The sequence below is a fragment of the Clostridium sp. C8 genome, from assembly GCF_001010885.1.
GTDB classification, from domain to species: Bacteria; Bacillota; Clostridia; order Clostridiales; family Clostridiaceae; genus Clostridium; species Clostridium sartagoforme.
On the sequence record NZ_LBMX01000045.1, the window covers coordinates 19,982 to 36,857 of the forward strand.

Annotated in this window: 15 protein-coding genes; 14 read left to right on the forward strand and 1 reads right to left on the reverse strand. The window is 27.2% G+C overall.

Features of this window, described 5'->3' with window-relative positions; genetic code table 11:
* Positions 1-14: 14 nt before the first annotated feature.
* The 12 genes from AAT22_RS06795 to AAT22_RS06850 all read left to right on the forward strand — a co-directional run bounded on the left by AAT22_RS06795 (position 15) and on the right by AAT22_RS06850 (position 13,932).
* On the forward strand, positions 15-1,802 hold the full coding sequence (locus AAT22_RS06795; protein ID WP_047000663.1) for a BatA and WFA domain-containing protein: 1,788 nt from the start codon (positions 15-17) through the stop codon (positions 1,800-1,802).
* A 14-nt stretch (positions 1,803-1,816) separates the two neighbouring features.
* Entirely contained in the window at positions 1,817-4,663 is a 2,847-nt protein-coding gene (locus tag AAT22_RS06800) for a VWA domain-containing protein (RefSeq protein WP_047000664.1), read from the forward strand.
* Positions 4,664-4,928: 265 nt separating this feature from the next.
* On the forward strand, positions 4,929-5,348 hold the full coding sequence (locus tag AAT22_RS06805; RefSeq protein WP_016206080.1) for a PTS fructose subfamily transporter subunit IIA: 420 nt from the start codon (positions 4,929-4,931) through the stop codon (positions 5,346-5,348).
* Positions 5,345-5,815 (forward strand): PTS sugar transporter subunit IIB, encoded by a 471-nt coding sequence (locus AAT22_RS06810; protein ID WP_047000665.1) that lies wholly within the window; start codon positions 5,345-5,347, stop codon positions 5,813-5,815. Before AAT22_RS06805 ends, AAT22_RS06810 begins: the two co-directional genes overlap by 4 nt.
* Positions 5,816-5,839: 24 nt before the next feature.
* Positions 5,840-6,607 (forward strand): PTS sugar transporter subunit IIC, encoded by a 768-nt coding sequence (locus tag AAT22_RS06815; RefSeq protein WP_016206078.1) that lies wholly within the window; start codon positions 5,840-5,842, stop codon positions 6,605-6,607.
* Between the two features lie 24 nt (positions 6,608-6,631).
* Positions 6,632-7,462: a PTS system mannose/fructose/sorbose family transporter subunit IID gene (locus AAT22_RS06820; protein WP_047000666.1), complete on the forward strand. Its 831-nt coding sequence runs from the start codon at positions 6,632-6,634 to the stop codon at positions 7,460-7,462.
* Positions 7,463-7,527: 65 nt separating this feature from the next.
* A complete protein-coding gene (locus AAT22_RS06825) occupies positions 7,528-8,496 on the forward strand; it encodes an SIS domain-containing protein (protein ID WP_047000667.1) in 969 nt (322 codons plus the stop codon).
* Between the two features lie 121 nt (positions 8,497-8,617).
* Positions 8,618-11,362 (forward strand): sigma 54-interacting transcriptional regulator, encoded by a 2,745-nt coding sequence (locus AAT22_RS06830; RefSeq protein WP_047000668.1) that lies wholly within the window; start codon positions 8,618-8,620, stop codon positions 11,360-11,362.
* A gap of 13 nt (positions 11,363-11,375) precedes the next feature.
* A complete protein-coding gene (locus tag AAT22_RS06835; RefSeq protein ID WP_016206076.1) occupies positions 11,376-12,005 on the forward strand; it encodes an HAD family phosphatase in 630 nt (209 codons plus the stop codon).
* Between the two features lie 59 nt (positions 12,006-12,064).
* Positions 12,065-12,727: a hypothetical protein gene (locus AAT22_RS06840; protein WP_016206075.1), complete on the forward strand. Its 663-nt coding sequence runs from the start codon at positions 12,065-12,067 to the stop codon at positions 12,725-12,727.
* Positions 12,728-12,946: 219 nt separating this feature from the next.
* A complete protein-coding gene (locus AAT22_RS06845) occupies positions 12,947-13,264 on the forward strand; it encodes a sigma factor (RefSeq protein WP_052953921.1) in 318 nt (105 codons plus the stop codon).
* A gap of 8 nt (positions 13,265-13,272) precedes the next feature.
* A complete protein-coding gene (locus tag AAT22_RS06850) occupies positions 13,273-13,932 on the forward strand; it encodes a hypothetical protein (RefSeq protein WP_047000669.1) in 660 nt (219 codons plus the stop codon).
* A 224-nt stretch (positions 13,933-14,156) separates the two neighbouring features.
* Here AAT22_RS06850 and AAT22_RS19275 read toward each other — a convergent pair whose 3' ends face one another.
* Complete coding sequence (locus AAT22_RS19275) at positions 14,157-14,312, reverse strand: hypothetical protein (protein WP_016206072.1); 156 nt, start codon at positions 14,310-14,312, stop codon at positions 14,157-14,159.
* 298 nt (positions 14,313-14,610) lie between these two features.
* On the opposite strand from AAT22_RS19275, the gene AAT22_RS06855 reads away from it, so the two are divergent.
* Positions 14,611-15,279 (forward strand): response regulator transcription factor, encoded by a 669-nt coding sequence (locus AAT22_RS06855; protein WP_047000670.1) that lies wholly within the window; start codon positions 14,611-14,613, stop codon positions 15,277-15,279.
* Positions 15,279-16,835, forward strand: a complete 1,557-nt coding sequence (locus tag AAT22_RS06860; protein ID WP_016206070.1) for a HAMP domain-containing sensor histidine kinase — start codon at positions 15,279-15,281, stop codon at positions 16,833-16,835. Before AAT22_RS06855 ends, AAT22_RS06860 begins: the two co-directional genes overlap by 1 nt.
* Positions 16,836-16,876 lie beyond the last annotated feature (41 nt).

Here is a 16,876-nt window from a genome sequence, read left to right on the forward strand (position 1 = left end):
AAAAGGAGGAAGTCATGGGATTTACAAATTTTTGGCCCTTATTCTTATTAATAACAATTCCTCTTTTAATAATGCTTTATATATTGAAAAGAAAGTATAAAGAAGAGGTTATATCTTCAACACTTTTGTGGAATGAAGTATATAAAAATACTAGAGCAAACACACCATGGGAAAAGCTAAGAAAAAATATTATGTTACTACTTCAAATAATAACATTGATTGCCCTTATTTTTAGTTTAATGAGACCTTTTTTAAACTTTGGAGGCAAGAGTTATAAAAATATTATTTTAGTATTAGATAATACTGCAAGCATGAGTGCAGAATATGGCAGTAATACCAGGTTAGATGAAAGCAAGAATTTAGCAAAAGAGTTTTTACAATCAACAAAGGATGATACTAATGCTTTTATAATAAGCTTTGATGGAAGTAGTAATTTACTTCAAAATGGAGATTTTAATAAAGAAGCCTCTAATGAAATAATTGATTCAATACCTCAAAGTTATAATACTGGAGATATAAATGATACTTTATCATTTATAAAAGCAATAGGCCAAGGAATTGAAGAAGAATACGAAGTTATAGCTTTTACAGATAAAGAATTTTCATTAGGTGATGTTAATGGAAAGGTTATATCATTAGCTAACTCAGGAATAAATGCATCTGTGGATAATGTATCTCATAAGTTTTTAGAGGATAAGGTAAGAGTTATAGCAACTATAACAAATAGAGGAATAGGAGTTTACGAAGGCGATTTTTCTCTTTATGATGGCGAAGAACTTGTAGCTGTCGAAAGTTTGCAATTGCAAGAAGGAGAAAATAAAACTTTAACTTTTGACTTTCCTAAGATAAATGGTGAAGTATTAAAGGGAGAATTATCTAGAAAAGATATGATTTCTGGAGACAATACTTATAACAATGTGGTGGGAAAGAAAAAGGTAAATAAGATTCTTATAGTTACAGAACAAAATGTATTTTTAGAAAGAGCTTTTGGTAGTATTGAAAATACAGAAGTATATAAAACTAATGATGCATCAAATTTAACAAGTGCAGATGAATATGATTTATATGTATTTGATAATGTTACTCCAGATATAATCCCATCGAAAGGAAGTATATTATTTATTAATCCAAGCTCCAATGAATTCTTTAAGGTTGTTTCAGGTGGAGAAGGGGGAGAGGCTAAAGCTGTTATAGGAGAACTTTCAAAGTACTTAGAAGATACAACATTTACTGCTGCTAAGTATAATGCAATAGAAATTCCTTACTATGGAAGAGGCTTCTTAAATATAGATGAAAGTTATATAGGATTCAAGGGAGAAATTGATGGAAGGAAAATAGCGGCTTTATCATTTGATCTTCATAATAGTGATTTTGCACTTAAAAAGGAATTTCCTATATTAATGTATGAACTTGGAGAAAATTTAATATCAAGTGGAATGGTTTATAAGAGTAATTTCAAAGCTGGAGAAAAGATAATAGCTAAAGGGTTATCTTTAGATAATAATATAACTTTAACATATCCAAGTGGAAAAACATTAGAAATAAAATCAGGGGATGATATAAAAGAGGATAGGGAACTTGGAGTTTATAAATTAAATGTTTTAGAAAAAAAAGAGCTATTTTCAGTTAACTTTCCATCAGAAAAGGAAAGTAATACTAATGTAAATAATATTGGTGAAAGTGAAAACATAAGTAATGCAAAAGCTGATTTAAAAAGAGGTTTAAATCTTGCTCCATTGCTTATAATATTGGCTATTTCAGTAGTAGCTTTTGAATGGATTATGTATAAGAGAGGAAATTAGGAGGCAAAGAAGAGATGAAAATAGAAATAGGAAATTTATACTTTTTAATATTGATTCCAGTTATTTTTGCCTTTATGTATTATAGCTTTAAAAAATATAAACCATGGAGTAAAAATGAAATTGCAGTATTTATAAGTAGAGTAGTAATATTTATACTTTTAATATTAGCATTTGGAAATATAACTATAAATTTAAAAGGTAGAAATATATCAACTGTATTCTTACTTGATGTATCAGAAAGTGCAAGTGACTTTGAAGAATCAGGAAAGGATTTTATATCTACAGCTATAGAGTCAATGCCAAGAGGAAATAAAGCAGGAGTAGTTTTATTTGGTGATAACTCGAAGATTGATAAGGTATTAAATAAGAAAAAAGAATATAAATCAATAAATGAAAAGCCAGTTGTAACAGCAACAAATATTCAAGAGGCAGTAGAAAGTGCTTTGGGATTATTTGAAAGAGGCGGTTCTAGAAGAATAGTTTTAATAACTGATGGTGAGGAAAATCAAGGAGATATATTAAAATCCATACCATTAATAAATGAGCAAAAAATAGATTTTAAAGTTTATAAAATTACTGGTGAAAAAGGTGATGAAATCTACGTTGATAATGTAAAGGTACCAGATAATATATCTGTAGGGGAGGAATTTTCTGTTTCTATTGATATAAAATCAAATTATGCAACAAAGGCAAAGCTTACATTATTTTCAGGTAGGAACAAAGTAGGAGAACAGCAGGTACAAATACAAAAAGGGAAAAACTCCTTTGTATTTAAAGATAAGCAAAGTTCAGGTGGCTTTAAAGGCTATAGAGTGCTAATAGAAGCAGATGGAGATACAAATAAAGTTAATAATGAATTTAGTACTTTTACCAATGTAATGGATAAGCCAAATATTCTTCTTATTAATGGAATTAAAGGCGATTCAAAAGCATTAGAAGAAATATTAGTAAACTCAGGTGCTAATATTAAGAAAATTTCTCCAAGTGTATCACCAAGTACTTTAAATGAATTACTTGAATATAAATCAATAGTTTTAAATGATGTTCATAGAGATGATTTAAGTAATGGATTTATGGATAATATAGAAGCTTATGTAAAAGATTATGGTGGTGGATTAATAACATTTGGCGGTGAGGATTCTTATGCTCTTGGAGGCTATAAAGATACTTCACTTGAAAAAGTATTGCCAGTTTATATGGATAAGAGAGGAAAAAATGAAGTTCCTTCAATAAGTATTAATTTAATAATAGATAAATCAGGTAGTATGAGCGCTGAAGGTGGTGGAGTTAGTAAACTAACTTTAGCTAAGGAAGCTGCAATGAAGGCATTAGAAAATTTAAGAGAAGTAGATGAGATATTAGTAATAGCTTTTGATGATACTTATGATGAGGTAGTACCTCTTCAAAAGGTTGGAGATAAAGAATCTATAAAAGAACTTATATCAGGAATTCAAATAAGAGGAGGAACATCAATTTATCCAGCCCTTGAACAAGGTTATAATATGCAAATGAAAAGTAGTGCAAAGATAAAACACACAATATTATTAACAGATGGTCAAGATGGATATGGCTTTGATAACTATGCTAATCTTCTTAAGAATTTTAATGATAATAATATTACTCTTTCAACGGTGGCCGTTGGTGAAGGCGCTAATGCAGATCTTTTAAATCAGCTTGCTTCAATAGGAAAGGGAAGAAGTTATTATACAGATATATATACTGATATTCCAAGAATATTTGCAAAGGAAGTTCTTTTATCAGCAGGGACCTATATAATAAATGAAGAGTTTACTCCTAAGATATTAAGTAATCACGAAATATTAGCTGGAGTAAAAACGTCAGATGGAATTCCAAGCTTACTTGGATATATAGGAACATCTATAAAAGAGAATGCAGTTGAAATATTAAGTTCTAATCATGATGAGCCAATTTTAGCTGCAATGCAATATGGAATAGGAAGAACAGTAAGTTTTACTTCAGATGTTAGTGGGCAGTGGAGTAAAAATTATTTGGCGTGGGAGTATGGACCGCAACTTATAAAAAATATGGTTTACTTTACGATTCCAAAGTATGGAGAAGAAGGAAAGCTTAATATCAGCCAAGAAGGAAATGAAGCAAAAGTAGAGTTTTATAATGATAAGATATCTAAGGATGCAAAGGTTAAAGGGATATATAATGGGGAAAATGGAGAGGAAGGGGAATTTGAATTAAGCCAAGTTGAACCAGGGAAATTTCAGGCTAATATTCCACTAAGTTCATTAGGATTTTATAATTTCAGCATAAGAGAAGAAGAAAGTGGAGAAATAAAAAACAACTATAAAGGCGCATTTGCTCTTCAATACTCAGATGAATATAAATTTAATACTAATGGAGAAAAGTTAGATGTAGTAATTAAAGAAACAAAGGGAAGTTTCATAAATAAGCCAGAGGAAGTTTTTGAAGGAAAGCTTCAAAGAGAATATAAAAAGATAAACTTAACAACTCCATTAATAATAATAAGTATTTTATTATTTATGCTTGATATAGTTTATAGAAGACTAAATATAGATTTAGTTAGATTCTTTAAAAAGAGAAAAGATAAGGTTAAAAAAGAAAAAATAGCTAAAAATAATAATTCTGTGAAAGTAGAAAGTAAAGCTATCAAAGGAAATAATATATCAGCAGTAGATGCTAAAGAACAAAACAAGCTTAAAATTAAATCTAGCGCTGAAGCTGAGAATCAAAATTCAGCTAAGAAAAATGAAATTAAAGATAAAGAAAGTAAAAAACCAAAGAAAAAGTTAGAGAAGGAAGCTCCAAAGAAAGACTCATTAGATACAAGTGCTCTTCTTAAGAAAAAGAGCGATAGAAAGAAAATATAAATATATAGATTATTACAGAAGATTAGTTATATAGTTAAATGAAATTTAAGGATCATATAAAGTGCCATTGTAAAGATGACTTTATATGGTCTTTTTTTACTCAAAATATACAACACTTTTGCATAACACTTTTATTAGTATGATTTAAAGTGTTGAAACAATAGTAATTGAAGATATAAATATAGTAAATATAAGGGATATGAAGCTTAAATAAACTTTGGCATATATATTGCTTAATAAATTAATGAGTAAAGGAGGCAGAAATATGAATCAAATAATTTTAGCAAGTCATGGTGAATTAGCAAAAGGAATGAAAGATACTTTAAACATGATTATAGGAAATACAGAGTCAATAAAGGTTTTTTCTTCATATAGAGACGAGGAAACTAGTATAAGAGATTTAATTGAAGAAGTAATTATAGAAAACTATGATATCAATAAAATTTATATTTTAACAGATATCTTTGGCGGAAGTGTAAACAATGAAATTATGGATTTAATGAAGAAGTATTCAAAAATAAATTTAATATCAGGAATGAATTTACCTTTAGTTATTTCTATAGCAACAACAGATAATATTTCAGATGAATTATTAGATGAATTTATTAAAGATAGTCAGAGTGCAATTATAAATTGTAATAAGTTACTAAACAAATTTATAGATAGAAAGGAGGAAGATTTATGATAAAACTAGTTAGAATAGACCATAGGTTACTTCATGGACAAGTAGTTTTTGCATGGACAAAAAGCTTAAGTATTTCAAGAATCATAATAGTAGATAATAATGCAGCCAAAGATGAATTGAAAAAGATGTCACTAAATTTAACCAAACCATCAGGGGTAAAATTAAATATTTTTTCTGTAGAAGAAGCTTTGTCTAAAATGCCAAAAGTAGAAAAGTTAAATGAAAATATAATGTTTATATTTGGTGGTACAAATTCAGTACTAAAGTTTTGTGAAGGTTACAATAAAATTAAAGAAATAAATTACGGTGGAATTGCTAAAAAAGATAATTCAAAACAATATAGCAATGCAATTTTTCTTAATGAAGATGAATTAAATGATTCAGTTAAATTAAAAAACATGGGAATAAATTTATATATGCAACAAGTACCTACTTCAAGAAAAGAAGATTTGTTATCTAAAATTTAAATTTAAATAGAGGGAGGTTATAAAATGTTACTTAAATCTGTATTACTAGGTTTTATTGGTGTTTTTTGTATTTTAGACTCAAGACTTTTAGGAAGACTTAATTTTGAAAGGCCACTGATTGTAAGTACATTAGTGGGAATTGTTTTAGGGGATATGCAAAAGGGGTTAATGGTTGGAGCATCTCTCGAATTGATTTCATTAGGGTTAGTAAATATAGGAGCTGCTGCACCACCAGATATGAATATGGGTTCTATAATAGCAACAGCATTTGCAATTTTATCAAACACAGATGCAGAAACAGCATTAACAATTGCTATACCAATTGCTATACTAGGTCAAATGATTGGAATTTTATTAAGAACTATTCTTTCTAATTTAACTCATACAGCTGATTCATTAATTGAAAAAGGGGAATATAAAAAAGCATATAGGGTTCATATTGTATTAGGACCTATATTATATTCATTAATGTATTTTATACCTATATTCTTAGCGATATATTTTGGAACAGATTTAGTTAAAAGTATTGTTGATACGATTCCTGAATGGTTAACTAGCGGATTGACTCTAGCAAGTAAGATATTACCAGCATATGGTTTTGCATTACTTCTAAATACAATGCTTTCAACAAAGATGCTACCATTCTTATTAATAGGATTTTTTGCTACTGCATACTCTGGATTAAGCGTTACAGGTATAGCTATATTTGCATGTACACTTGCGTTTATATTGTCAGAATTCAAATTTAAGAAAAATAAGCAAGAAGATGAATTAGATGCTTTAGATTTATAAGATTATTTGAGGGGGGAAAGGAATATGCAAGATAAAAATGTATTAAAAGAAAAAGATAAAAATAAATGGAAATATAGAAAATTCTTTTGGCGTTCTTGGAATATACAAGCTTCATGGAATTATGAAAGACAGATGAATATGGGATTTTTATATGGAATTGCCCCAATATTAGATGAAATATACAAAGATCCTAAAGATGAAGAATTAAAGAAGGAAGCTTATAAAAGGCATATGGCATTTTATAACTGTACACCTCAAACAAGTGCTTTTGCATTAGGGTTAAGTTCAGCTATGGAAGAACAATATTATGAAGACAGAGAAAATTTTAATCCAGAGGCTATTAATGCAATGAAGACTTCTTTGATGGGACCTCTATCAGGTGTAGGAGATTCATTTTTTCAAGGAACTATACGTGTTTTAGCTTTTGGGCTTGGAATAAACTTAGCAAGAGAAGGAAACATACTGGGACCTATCTTAGCCATGATAATATCATTTATACCATCATATTTAGTTACTTATTATGGGGGAAAGATTGGATACTCAATGGGAAATAAGTATTTAAGTAAACTTTATAATGAAGGTCTTATGGATAAGGTTATGTATATATGTTCTATAGTAGGATTAATGGTTATAGGATCTATGATGGCAAGTATGATTGGAATAACTACACCAATAAAATTTGGAGAGAAATTAATATTACAAGATATTTTAAATGGAATTATTCCTGGAATCATCCCATTGGGATTAACTTTCTTCATGTATTGGCTGCTAAAGAAAAAAGTCTCTACAGGATGGATTCTTAGTATCAGTATAATAGGTGGAATAATTCTTAGTGTATTAGGAATTTTTAAATAAAATTTATGATATTAAAAATAAATTAATATAAATAAAATCTAGTTAATAAGTAGGAGGAAAATATAATGAATTCAAAAGAAATTATCCAAGGAATAAAAGAAAAACAAGGTGAAATAAAGAGTGTAATTTTTGTAGGCTGCGGAGCATCAAAAGCAGATTTATACCCAGCAAAATATTTTTTAGATGGAAATGCTAAGGCGTTAAGAGTTAGCCACTATACAGCTAATGAATTTAACTATGCAACTCCAGAAGCTGTAAATGATAAATCTATAGTAATTACAGCATCATTAGGAGGAACAACTCCAGAAACTGTACAAGCTAATGCAAGAGCTAAAGAATTAGGAGCTCACGTAATCAGCTTAACTAGGACTGTAGACTCACCCCTTACAAAGGATGCTGATTATGTAGTATATCATAGATTTGCAGAAAGCTATTCAGCAAAATTAGAAAAAATGGGATTTGCTTTAGAATTAGCAGTTGAGATATTACAACAATTTGAAGGTTATGATAACTATGAAGATATGCAATTAGCTTTTAGTAAGATATATGACTTAGCAGATACAGCAGCAAAATCAGCAATACTAGATGCAAAGAAATTTGCAAATGAATATAAAGATTCTCCAGTAATATATGTTATGAGCAGTGGAGCAACTCATGAAGTAGCTTATTCTACATCAATTTGCTTAATGATGGAAATGCAATGGATTAATTCAGGAACATTCCATTCAGGAGAATTTTTCCATGGACCATTTGAAATAGTAGACAAAAATGTTCCATTTATATTATTGATGAATGATGGTAGAACTCGTAAGATTGATTCACGTGCATTAACTTTCTTAGAACGTTTTGAAGCTAAAGCAACAGTTGTAGATGCTTTAGATTATGGATTATCAGCTGTTATTCCTAAAACTGTAATTGATTATTTTAATCCTATGATACTTACAGCAGTATTCCGTGTATATGCTGAGGAGTTGTCAGAAGCACGTCAACATCCATTAACAAAGAGAAGATATATGTGGAAGTTAGAATACTAAGATAAATTTAATTTAGCAAAGAAATCAAATATATATGATTTCTTTGCTTTTTAAATAATACAAAATAGTATAAAATTATTATAATATTTACATTCTTATAGGAAAAGAGGTGGATTTGTAATTGAAAATAGATATATCTAGTTATTTAAAAGAGTTAACTAAAAAATTTAATAAAGATAATCTAAATTTATTTTCAGCAAATAATATAGCAGAAAAAATTAATTTAAGTAGGAGTACTGTAAGTAGTTATCTTAATAAGGAAGTAAAAGAAGGAAATATTATTAAAGTTAAGGAATATCCTGTTATTTTTTTAGATAAAGAAACATTTTCTACTCTATATTTTAAAGCAGGTTTAAATGAATACGAATCATTAGAGGAACTTTTTGAAGAAGATAAAGGAACAACATGTAATAAGGATATATTAAGTAATATTATAGGAGCAAGAGGAAGCTTAAAAGAGCAAATAGAACAAATAAAAACAGCATCTTTATATCCAAACAATGGATTACCTATAATGCTTTTAGGGCCAAGTGGGTCTGGAAAAACTTATTTAGCTAAATGTATATATGATTATTGTATTAATGAAAAGTTAATAGATAAAAAATCAAAATTTATATCATTAAATTGTGCTCAATATTATCATAACCCTGAGTTACTATCTAGTTTATTATTTGGATATATTAAAGGTACTTTCACTGGTGCAGATAAGGATAAAAAAGGACTTCTTGAAAGTGCTGATGGAGGAGTGTTATTTCTTGATGAAGTCCATAGATTAACAGAAGAGGGACAAGAAAAGCTATTTACTTTTATGGATTCAGGAGAATATTCGCCTATAGGTGATAATAGTATAAAGAAAACATCAAGGGTAAGATTAATTTTTGCCACAACAGAATCAATACAATCTACTTTTTTACCAACATTTATCCGTAGGTTACCTGTCATAGTTAATATTCCAAGTTTTATGGAAAGGCCTCAACAAGAAAGGCTTAATTTAATCGATAGCTTTTTTCTAATAGAAAGTGAAATATTAAAAAAGACTATAAAAGTATCTAAAAATGTTATTTCATTTCTGCTTTCAAGTAGCTATGAAGGAAATGTAGGAAAAATAAGAAATATTGTTAAATATAGCTGTGGAAGTAGTTATGCAAGAATGAGAACTGAAGACGTAATAAAAGTAAAAACTACTGATTTACCTATTGAATGTCAAGATAGAATTAAAGATAGTTATAATTTTACTAACAAATATCAAGATAGATTATATGATTTCGAATGTCCTGAACTATTAAATGTAAGTAGTAATGAACAAAAGAGTATTGCTACAACATACTTCCAATTTATAGAAGAGTTTAAGCAATTAGAAAAAAATAATATAACAAGGGAACACTTTGTAAATAAAATGAAAAATAATGTAAATATATTATTAGATGATCTTGTTTTCAATTCTGGATTTACTAAAGAGCAAAGTTTGTTTTCAGTACTAACATTTAATATAAGATATACCTTCAAATATCTTGAAGAAAACTACGGATTTAATCAAGATGGAAATAAAATATTATCTATTGCAAATCTTTTATATTTTAAGGGTGAAAGTGAAATATTAATTAATCATCCAGATTGGAATAGTGTAAAAGCTAAATTACTTTTGTTTATTGGAACTCATATGGAAAATTCTCTATGGTTAGCAAAACTTATGTTAAACAACTTAAGCAAATATCTAGATTATAGATTTTTAGATGAAGATTTGATATTTATAACATTTTATCTAAATAGTACAGAAATGCCTAAAATAAAAAATAAAGTAAACAGTATAATTTTAGCTCATGGGTATTCTACAGCAAGTAGTATAGCAAATGTTGCAAATAGAATGTTAAAGAAGAATTTTTTCCAAGCAATAGATATGCCTATAGATACAACAATAGATGATATTGAAAATAAGGTTATAGAGTTTATTGATAATTATAATACTGAAAATGGATTAATTTTATTAGTAGACATGGGCTCTCTTTCTGACTTAACTAATAGACTAAAAGATAAAATAAAAGGACCTATATTAATAATAGATTATGTATCAACACCTATAGTATTAGAGATAGGTAGCTTATTATTACAAGAAAAAAATATTAATGAAATAAATGATGAAATATTAAAGGATATAAAAATTAATAAGAAACTAGTATATCCAAATAGAAATAAGAAGAGGGCTATATTAACATGTTGTTATACTGGAATGGGGAGTGCCGTTCAAATACAAGATATACTTTATAAAAGCTTAAATGAAACAAAAGATTCATTTGCAATTATTCCATATGATTATCATAAGCTACAAAAAAATAAACAAAAAGAAATGCCATTTCAAATTTACGATGTTCTTGCAATTATAGGTACAGCAGATCCTAAAATAGATGGAGTTAAGTATATTGGATTGGATCAATTAATTAGTGGAGAAGAAATTCAAGATTTTATTAATATATTGAAGAAAAACTTTGAAATCGATGAAGATAAATTAAAAAAGGACATATTATTTAATTTTTCAATAAAGAAAATAATAGGAAATTTAACAATATTAGATGTTGAAAAAGTATTAAAATCTATAGAACAAGCAGTAGATAAAATGGAAGAAAAACTAGATATTAAGTTATCTAATAACATAAGATTTCTATTGTATCTTCATTGTAGTTGTATGATAGAGAGAATTTTAAGAAAAGAAAAACTAGATGAACAATTAGATATTCAAGAGTTTTTAGATAAACAAAAAGAGAAAGTTGATATTATTAAATATTCCTTTTTAGAAGTACAAAAGGAATACAGTATAAATATTTCAGATTTAGAAATTAGATTAGTTCATGATATAGTATTTAATTATTAAAGGGGGATAAATATTGAAAAAGGCTGTTATTTTTGATATGGATGGTGTTTTAATTGATAGTGAATATGCTTATTTTTTAAGAAGAATGAAATTTTTTGATAGTATTGGAATTGAACCAGGAACTAGAAATTTCACTGATTTTATTGGATTAAGTGATAGTATGATATGGGAAAAGCTTATTATTGATGATAAAAATAAAAGAGAAAGATTAAGAGAAGAATATAAAAAGTATAGAGAGATAAATAAAATTAATTTTAAAAAAGTCATGAATAAATCAGTTAAATATATAATTAAAAATCTAAGAGATAAAAATATAAAAGTTGCTATTGCTTCATCATCAGAAAAAAAAGAAATATTAAGAATGATGAATGAATGTGAGATAACTGAATATATAGATTTCGTAATAAGTGGAGAGGAATGTACTGAGAGTAAGCCAAATCCAGAAATATATATTAAGTCTATTGAAGCTTTAAATATATTACCTAAAGAAGCATTAGCTATAGAAGATTCAACATTAGGAATAGCCTCAGCAGTATCAGCTGGCTTAGAAGTAGTAGGAGTAAAACAAAAAGATTACGATTTAGACCAATCAAAGGCAACATACACAATATCAGATTTAGATGAAATAATAAAATACTTGTAGCAAAACAAGTTAATATAAAATACTTATATAGTAACAATAATTTAATAGGAGAAAGCCATATGCAAATGATGGACATGCTTTTTAAAGGTCTTATGGGTGGCGGAATGGGAATGCCTAATATGGGAGGAGGAAATCCTTTAGGTGGACTAGGCGGAGGAAATCCACTTATGAATATGTTAATGGGCTCCATGATGGGAGGCCAAAACCAAATGAATGGAGCTAATAATCCATTATCTATGCTGATGAATGGAATGGGAGGAATGAATAGGGGAAATAACCCTATGAATAATCCCATGAATCAGCAAGGAAATGGAATTAATCAATTGTTAGGTATGCTAATGGGTGGTAATGGATTAAATATGCTAAATCAAAATAGAGGTGGAATGAATAATATTAATAATAATTCCAATGCTAACAATCCACTTGCTGCTTTAATGAATGGGATGAATCAAGGTCAATCAGGAACTCAGCAAAGAAACTCAAATAATGGAACTGTAGATATGAATCAATTAATTAGTATGCTAATGAATGGAAATGGTTCAAGTAATACAAATAGCGCAAATAATTTCTCTCAAAATAATAATAGCAATGCTCAAATGGACCCATTAGCAATGCTTTTTAATTCCATGAATGGTGGTAATGCAAATAATAATGCTAATGCTAACTCAAATAATGGAAGAAGACAATCTTCTAGTAGTAGACATCATAGAAGTAGAAGATAGTGAATCTGCTAGCGTATAAAAATTAAACTAATAATTGTTTATTAATAATTTTTTGATTATTAATTACATTAATTTGGCTGTCCTTGTGGCAGCCAAATTAATGTAATTAACATAATGTAGTAAACTATAAAAATATAAAATTTAAAACATAAAAAATTATTTTATTTATGCAACATTTTAAAGAGTTAAATTGTATTAAAGGTGAAAGGGGGAGAGAAAATGAATGAGTTTTCTTTACCTAGGGAAGAACTGATTTTGAGAGTTATAGAAAAGTATTCAAATACAGTATATAGATTAGCTATTTCAAGGACTAAAAGTGTCCATGATGCCGAGGATATAATGCAAAATGTATTTATAAAATTTATAAATTGCAATATTAACTTTGAAAGTTATAATCATATAAAAGCTTGGTTAATAAAATTAACTATAAATTTAAGTAAGAATTTATTAACATCAGCTTGGTTTAAGAAAACTATAGCTTTAGATGAGAATATAGTTGCAGTAATAAAGGAAGAATATATACCACCCAAAGTGTAGAGTTTCCTTTGGAAATAGGGAAGGAATTAATAGATAAAAAAATAGGAGTTACATGGGACCTAATGAGTGAAATTCAGGATAATGGAACTTCAGCAGGATATATAGATTTAGAAGCTTTAAAGGATTTTGCAAGCATAAGCGAAGGTGATGAAGTTTATACAGCAAAGGGCTATGATGAAAGCTTTAGATTAATAACCTATACTAAAAATGAATACGGAGAATATGTTAATCTATGGGAATGTTTAAATGACTTTATATTAGCTGATGGTAGTTATGTTTTTGGAATGATGAATATAAGAGAAAACTTAGGGAGTGCTACATGGAAAAGCTTTAATAACTGGAATAATGGAATAATAGAAGAAAAAGAAATTACTATAGATGATACAGTAAATAGTTTTATAGATTCTATGTATAAAGGAACACCATATTCACTAGAGGATGAAAGCTTAAGAAATGAATTGTTTGATAAAGAAAGTAACTATTCAAGCGAAGAAGATTATGCTGATATAAATGAAGAAAGTCAAAAATTTATTTTTTTGAAAATGAAAGATGGAACAAAAGCTGAAATAAGACTATTCAAGAATGGATATATATACTATTCAGGATTAAATTTTGCTTTTAAATTAGATGAAGAATCCTTTAATAATATGTGGAATAAATTGAATTAAAATATTATAGTAATAAAAATAAATTATATACGTAGGCTTAGGGAATCTAAATTTGCAATAAAGTCACGTGATGACCAAATGAAAATTATAATAAATTTGCATATGCTAAATTAAGATTGTAAAAAATAGTTAGTTTTGTATAAAAACAAAACTAACTATTTTTTTAAACTACGAAAGAAGTTTGCACCTTAATTATCCATTACGTAGTCATTGTGCATTAGGACCTAAAAGCCTCTTTTCTTTGCTTCTTCACCACTTTCATTTATTCCAGGTTCCTTAATTGTAAAGTTATATGAACTATTTGCAGATTGATTTTGTGTTTTTGTCCCATTTCTTAGCACATTTTCTTTTGAATGAGTTCTTTTATTATCATTTTTCATAAATGTTCCCTCCTAAATAAGATAGATTACATATATAGTATTAGAAAATTAATAGAAAATTATTAGAGTAAATAAAATTGAAAAATTGAAAGAATTTATATAGTTCACAGTGCACAAGGCAAAGTTCACAGTTTCTTAGATAAAGTAACATTTATCAGGGAACAGGTAACAACTTCAGTTATGAAATGATATAATTTACCATAGTTTTTATATTGGTAAATTAAAACAAACAATAAATAAATTATATATTTATTGTATAATTAATATATAATTTATTTTTTTGGGGGATTGAATAGACATGATTAAAATTTTATTTTTAGAGGATGAACCAAATATACTTGAGGTTACAACTGAATATATGAAAATGCAAGGCTATGAGGTTACTTGTGTTAATAATGGACAAGATGCATTGGAAATTTTAAAAAATGAAGATTTCAATTTAGCTATTTTAGATATAATGGTGCCTAAGGTTACTGGTTTAGAAGTACTTGAATATATAAATAAAAGCAAAAGGAATATGGCGACAATTATGTTAACTGCACTTGGAGATGAACAAACTCAACTTAAAGCATTTAACCTTAAGACAGATGATTATGTTATTAAACCATTTTCTCCATTATTATTATTAAAGAGAATTGAAGCGGTTTTGAGAAGGAGTTTAACAGAAGGTAAATTTGATAATGATGATACTGAGTTTTATATAGATGATAATACTTATCAGGCTTATTATAAAAGCGAAAGTTTAAATTTAACATTAAGTGAATTTTTATTATTACAAACTTTAATGAAAGAACCTAATAGAGTTTTTAATAGAGAACAATTGATAATGAGAATTTTCAATGAAGATTATATTTCAAATGATAGAATAATAGATGCGCATGTTAAAAACTTAAGGAAAAAACTACCTCATAATTATATTAAGACTGTAATTGGTGTAGGATACCAGTTTAACAAGGAGGATATTTGATGAACTTATCTAAAAAGACTTTTATTTATAGTTCTATACTTGTAGGGACAATTGTATCACTAATAATAATTTATTTTGTGGTTATGTTACCCTCATTATATATTGATCATTTGAGAAAAAGTCATTATCAATCTATAAAGAAGATTCAAGAGAACTATATTGAAAATAAGGATTATAATAGTATATACTCACCTAATCCATCAGGTACAATAAGTCTTATGATTCCATCAAGTGGAGATAATGTATATGCGGCTAATAGATTTGGAACAGCAAAGTTTACCATTAAAGATAGCAATTTAATTAAATTAATAGATGAGTTTAGATATTATTCTAATAATATTGATGAAATTAAAGAACTTGAAAACTATGATATTAAGGTTTTGGATACATTAAAAGAAAGCTTCAATAAAAAAGTATTTATTGAAGAATTACCAGTAAAATTTGAATTTAGTAAAAGTAATAATGTTAATGTATTTACTGAGGATTCAAGTAAAATGAGTATTGCTTCAGATGATACTATTATTTATGAATTTAATAGCTTTGATGGAATAAATTATTATACAGTTTACTCTGCAATTACAATAAGAAATGGAGATATTATAATTTCATTGTTATCTGTAATGACTCCAAAGATAGAGGAAATTACATCAATAGTATTTCAAAGCTTACCAATGATAGTATCAGTACTTATATTAATAATATTGCTCTCAACATATTATTTTTCAAGAAAAATAATAGTTCCAATAAAAAGGTTAGCTAATCATGCTGAATTTATAAAAAATAATAACATAAATAATATTTATCCTATAGAAATTCAAGGAGAAGATGAAATTTCGGTTTTAGGAAATACATTAAACGAACTATATATTAAATTAAATGAAAGCTTTAAAAGTTTAGAAGAAAAAAATAAATTATTGATTACTGAAAATAAAAGACAAGATGTATTTTTAAGGGCATCTTCGCATCAATTAAAAACACCAGTTGCTGCATCGCTTTTACTTGTAGAAGGAATGATAGATGAAGTAGGAAAATATAAAAATACAAAGGAATATTTGCCAAAAGTTAAAGCTCAACTCCAATCGATTAGAAAGATTATTGATGAAATATTAAACCTTAATAATAAAGATATAAATAAGAAAATGATTAATATAAATGATTTAATAGAAGAAATATTAATTCAACATGAAATCCAAATAAAAGAGAAATTTATAAATGTAGAAAGAGAATTAAAGAATATAAACTTAGATACAGATTATCATTTAATGTATAAGATTATAGATAATTTAATTGCAAATGCAGTAAGATACACAGATAGAGAAAATAATATAAAAATAACTTTAAATGAAGGCAGCCTTATAATAGTAAATTATGGAGCTCATATAGATGAAGAACTTTTGCCTAATATATTTGATGCTTTTGTATCAAGTAATTCAGAAAATAGGGGAAGTGGTTTAGGGCTTTATATAGCATATTATTATTCAAATTTATTAGGTTATAAGATAGAAATTAATAATATAAGCAATGGAGTAGAAGCAATAGTATATTTTAATTTTTAGGAATTTATAAAAACTTACCCTTTGAATAATCTTTAATAAAT

What these genes read in the sequence shown, in the direction of transcription:
- AAT22_RS06800 (WP_047000664.1), top strand. Translation starts at nt 1,817, where the DNA reads ATGAAAATAGAAATAGGAAATTTATACTTTTTAATATTGATTCCAGTT.
- AAT22_RS06825 (WP_047000667.1), top strand. Translation starts at nt 7,528, where the DNA reads ATGAATTCAAAAGAAATTATCCAAGGAATAAAAGAAAAACAAGGTGAA.
- AAT22_RS06805 (WP_016206080.1), top strand. Translation starts at nt 4,929, where the DNA reads ATGAATCAAATAATTTTAGCAAGTCATGGTGAATTAGCAAAAGGAATG.
- AAT22_RS06815 (WP_016206078.1), top strand. Translation starts at nt 5,840, where the DNA reads ATGTTACTTAAATCTGTATTACTAGGTTTTATTGGTGTTTTTTGTATT.
- AAT22_RS06810 (WP_047000665.1), top strand. Translation starts at nt 5,345, where the DNA reads ATGATAAAACTAGTTAGAATAGACCATAGGTTACTTCATGGACAAGTA.
- AAT22_RS06795 (WP_047000663.1), top strand. Translation starts at nt 15, where the DNA reads ATGGGATTTACAAATTTTTGGCCCTTATTCTTATTAATAACAATTCCT.
- AAT22_RS06840 (WP_016206075.1), top strand. Translation starts at nt 12,065, where the DNA reads ATGCAAATGATGGACATGCTTTTTAAAGGTCTTATGGGTGGCGGAATG.
- AAT22_RS06820 (WP_047000666.1), top strand. Translation starts at nt 6,632, where the DNA reads ATGCAAGATAAAAATGTATTAAAAGAAAAAGATAAAAATAAATGGAAA.
- AAT22_RS19275 (WP_016206072.1), bottom strand. Translation starts at nt 14,312, where the DNA reads ATGAAAAATGATAATAAAAGAACTCATTCAAAAGAAAATGTGCTAAGA.
- AAT22_RS06860 (WP_016206070.1), top strand. Translation starts at nt 15,279, where the DNA reads ATGAACTTATCTAAAAAGACTTTTATTTATAGTTCTATACTTGTAGGG.
- AAT22_RS06855 (WP_047000670.1), top strand. Translation starts at nt 14,611, where the DNA reads ATGATTAAAATTTTATTTTTAGAGGATGAACCAAATATACTTGAGGTT.
- AAT22_RS06845 (WP_052953921.1), top strand. Translation starts at nt 12,947, where the DNA reads ATGAATGAGTTTTCTTTACCTAGGGAAGAACTGATTTTGAGAGTTATA.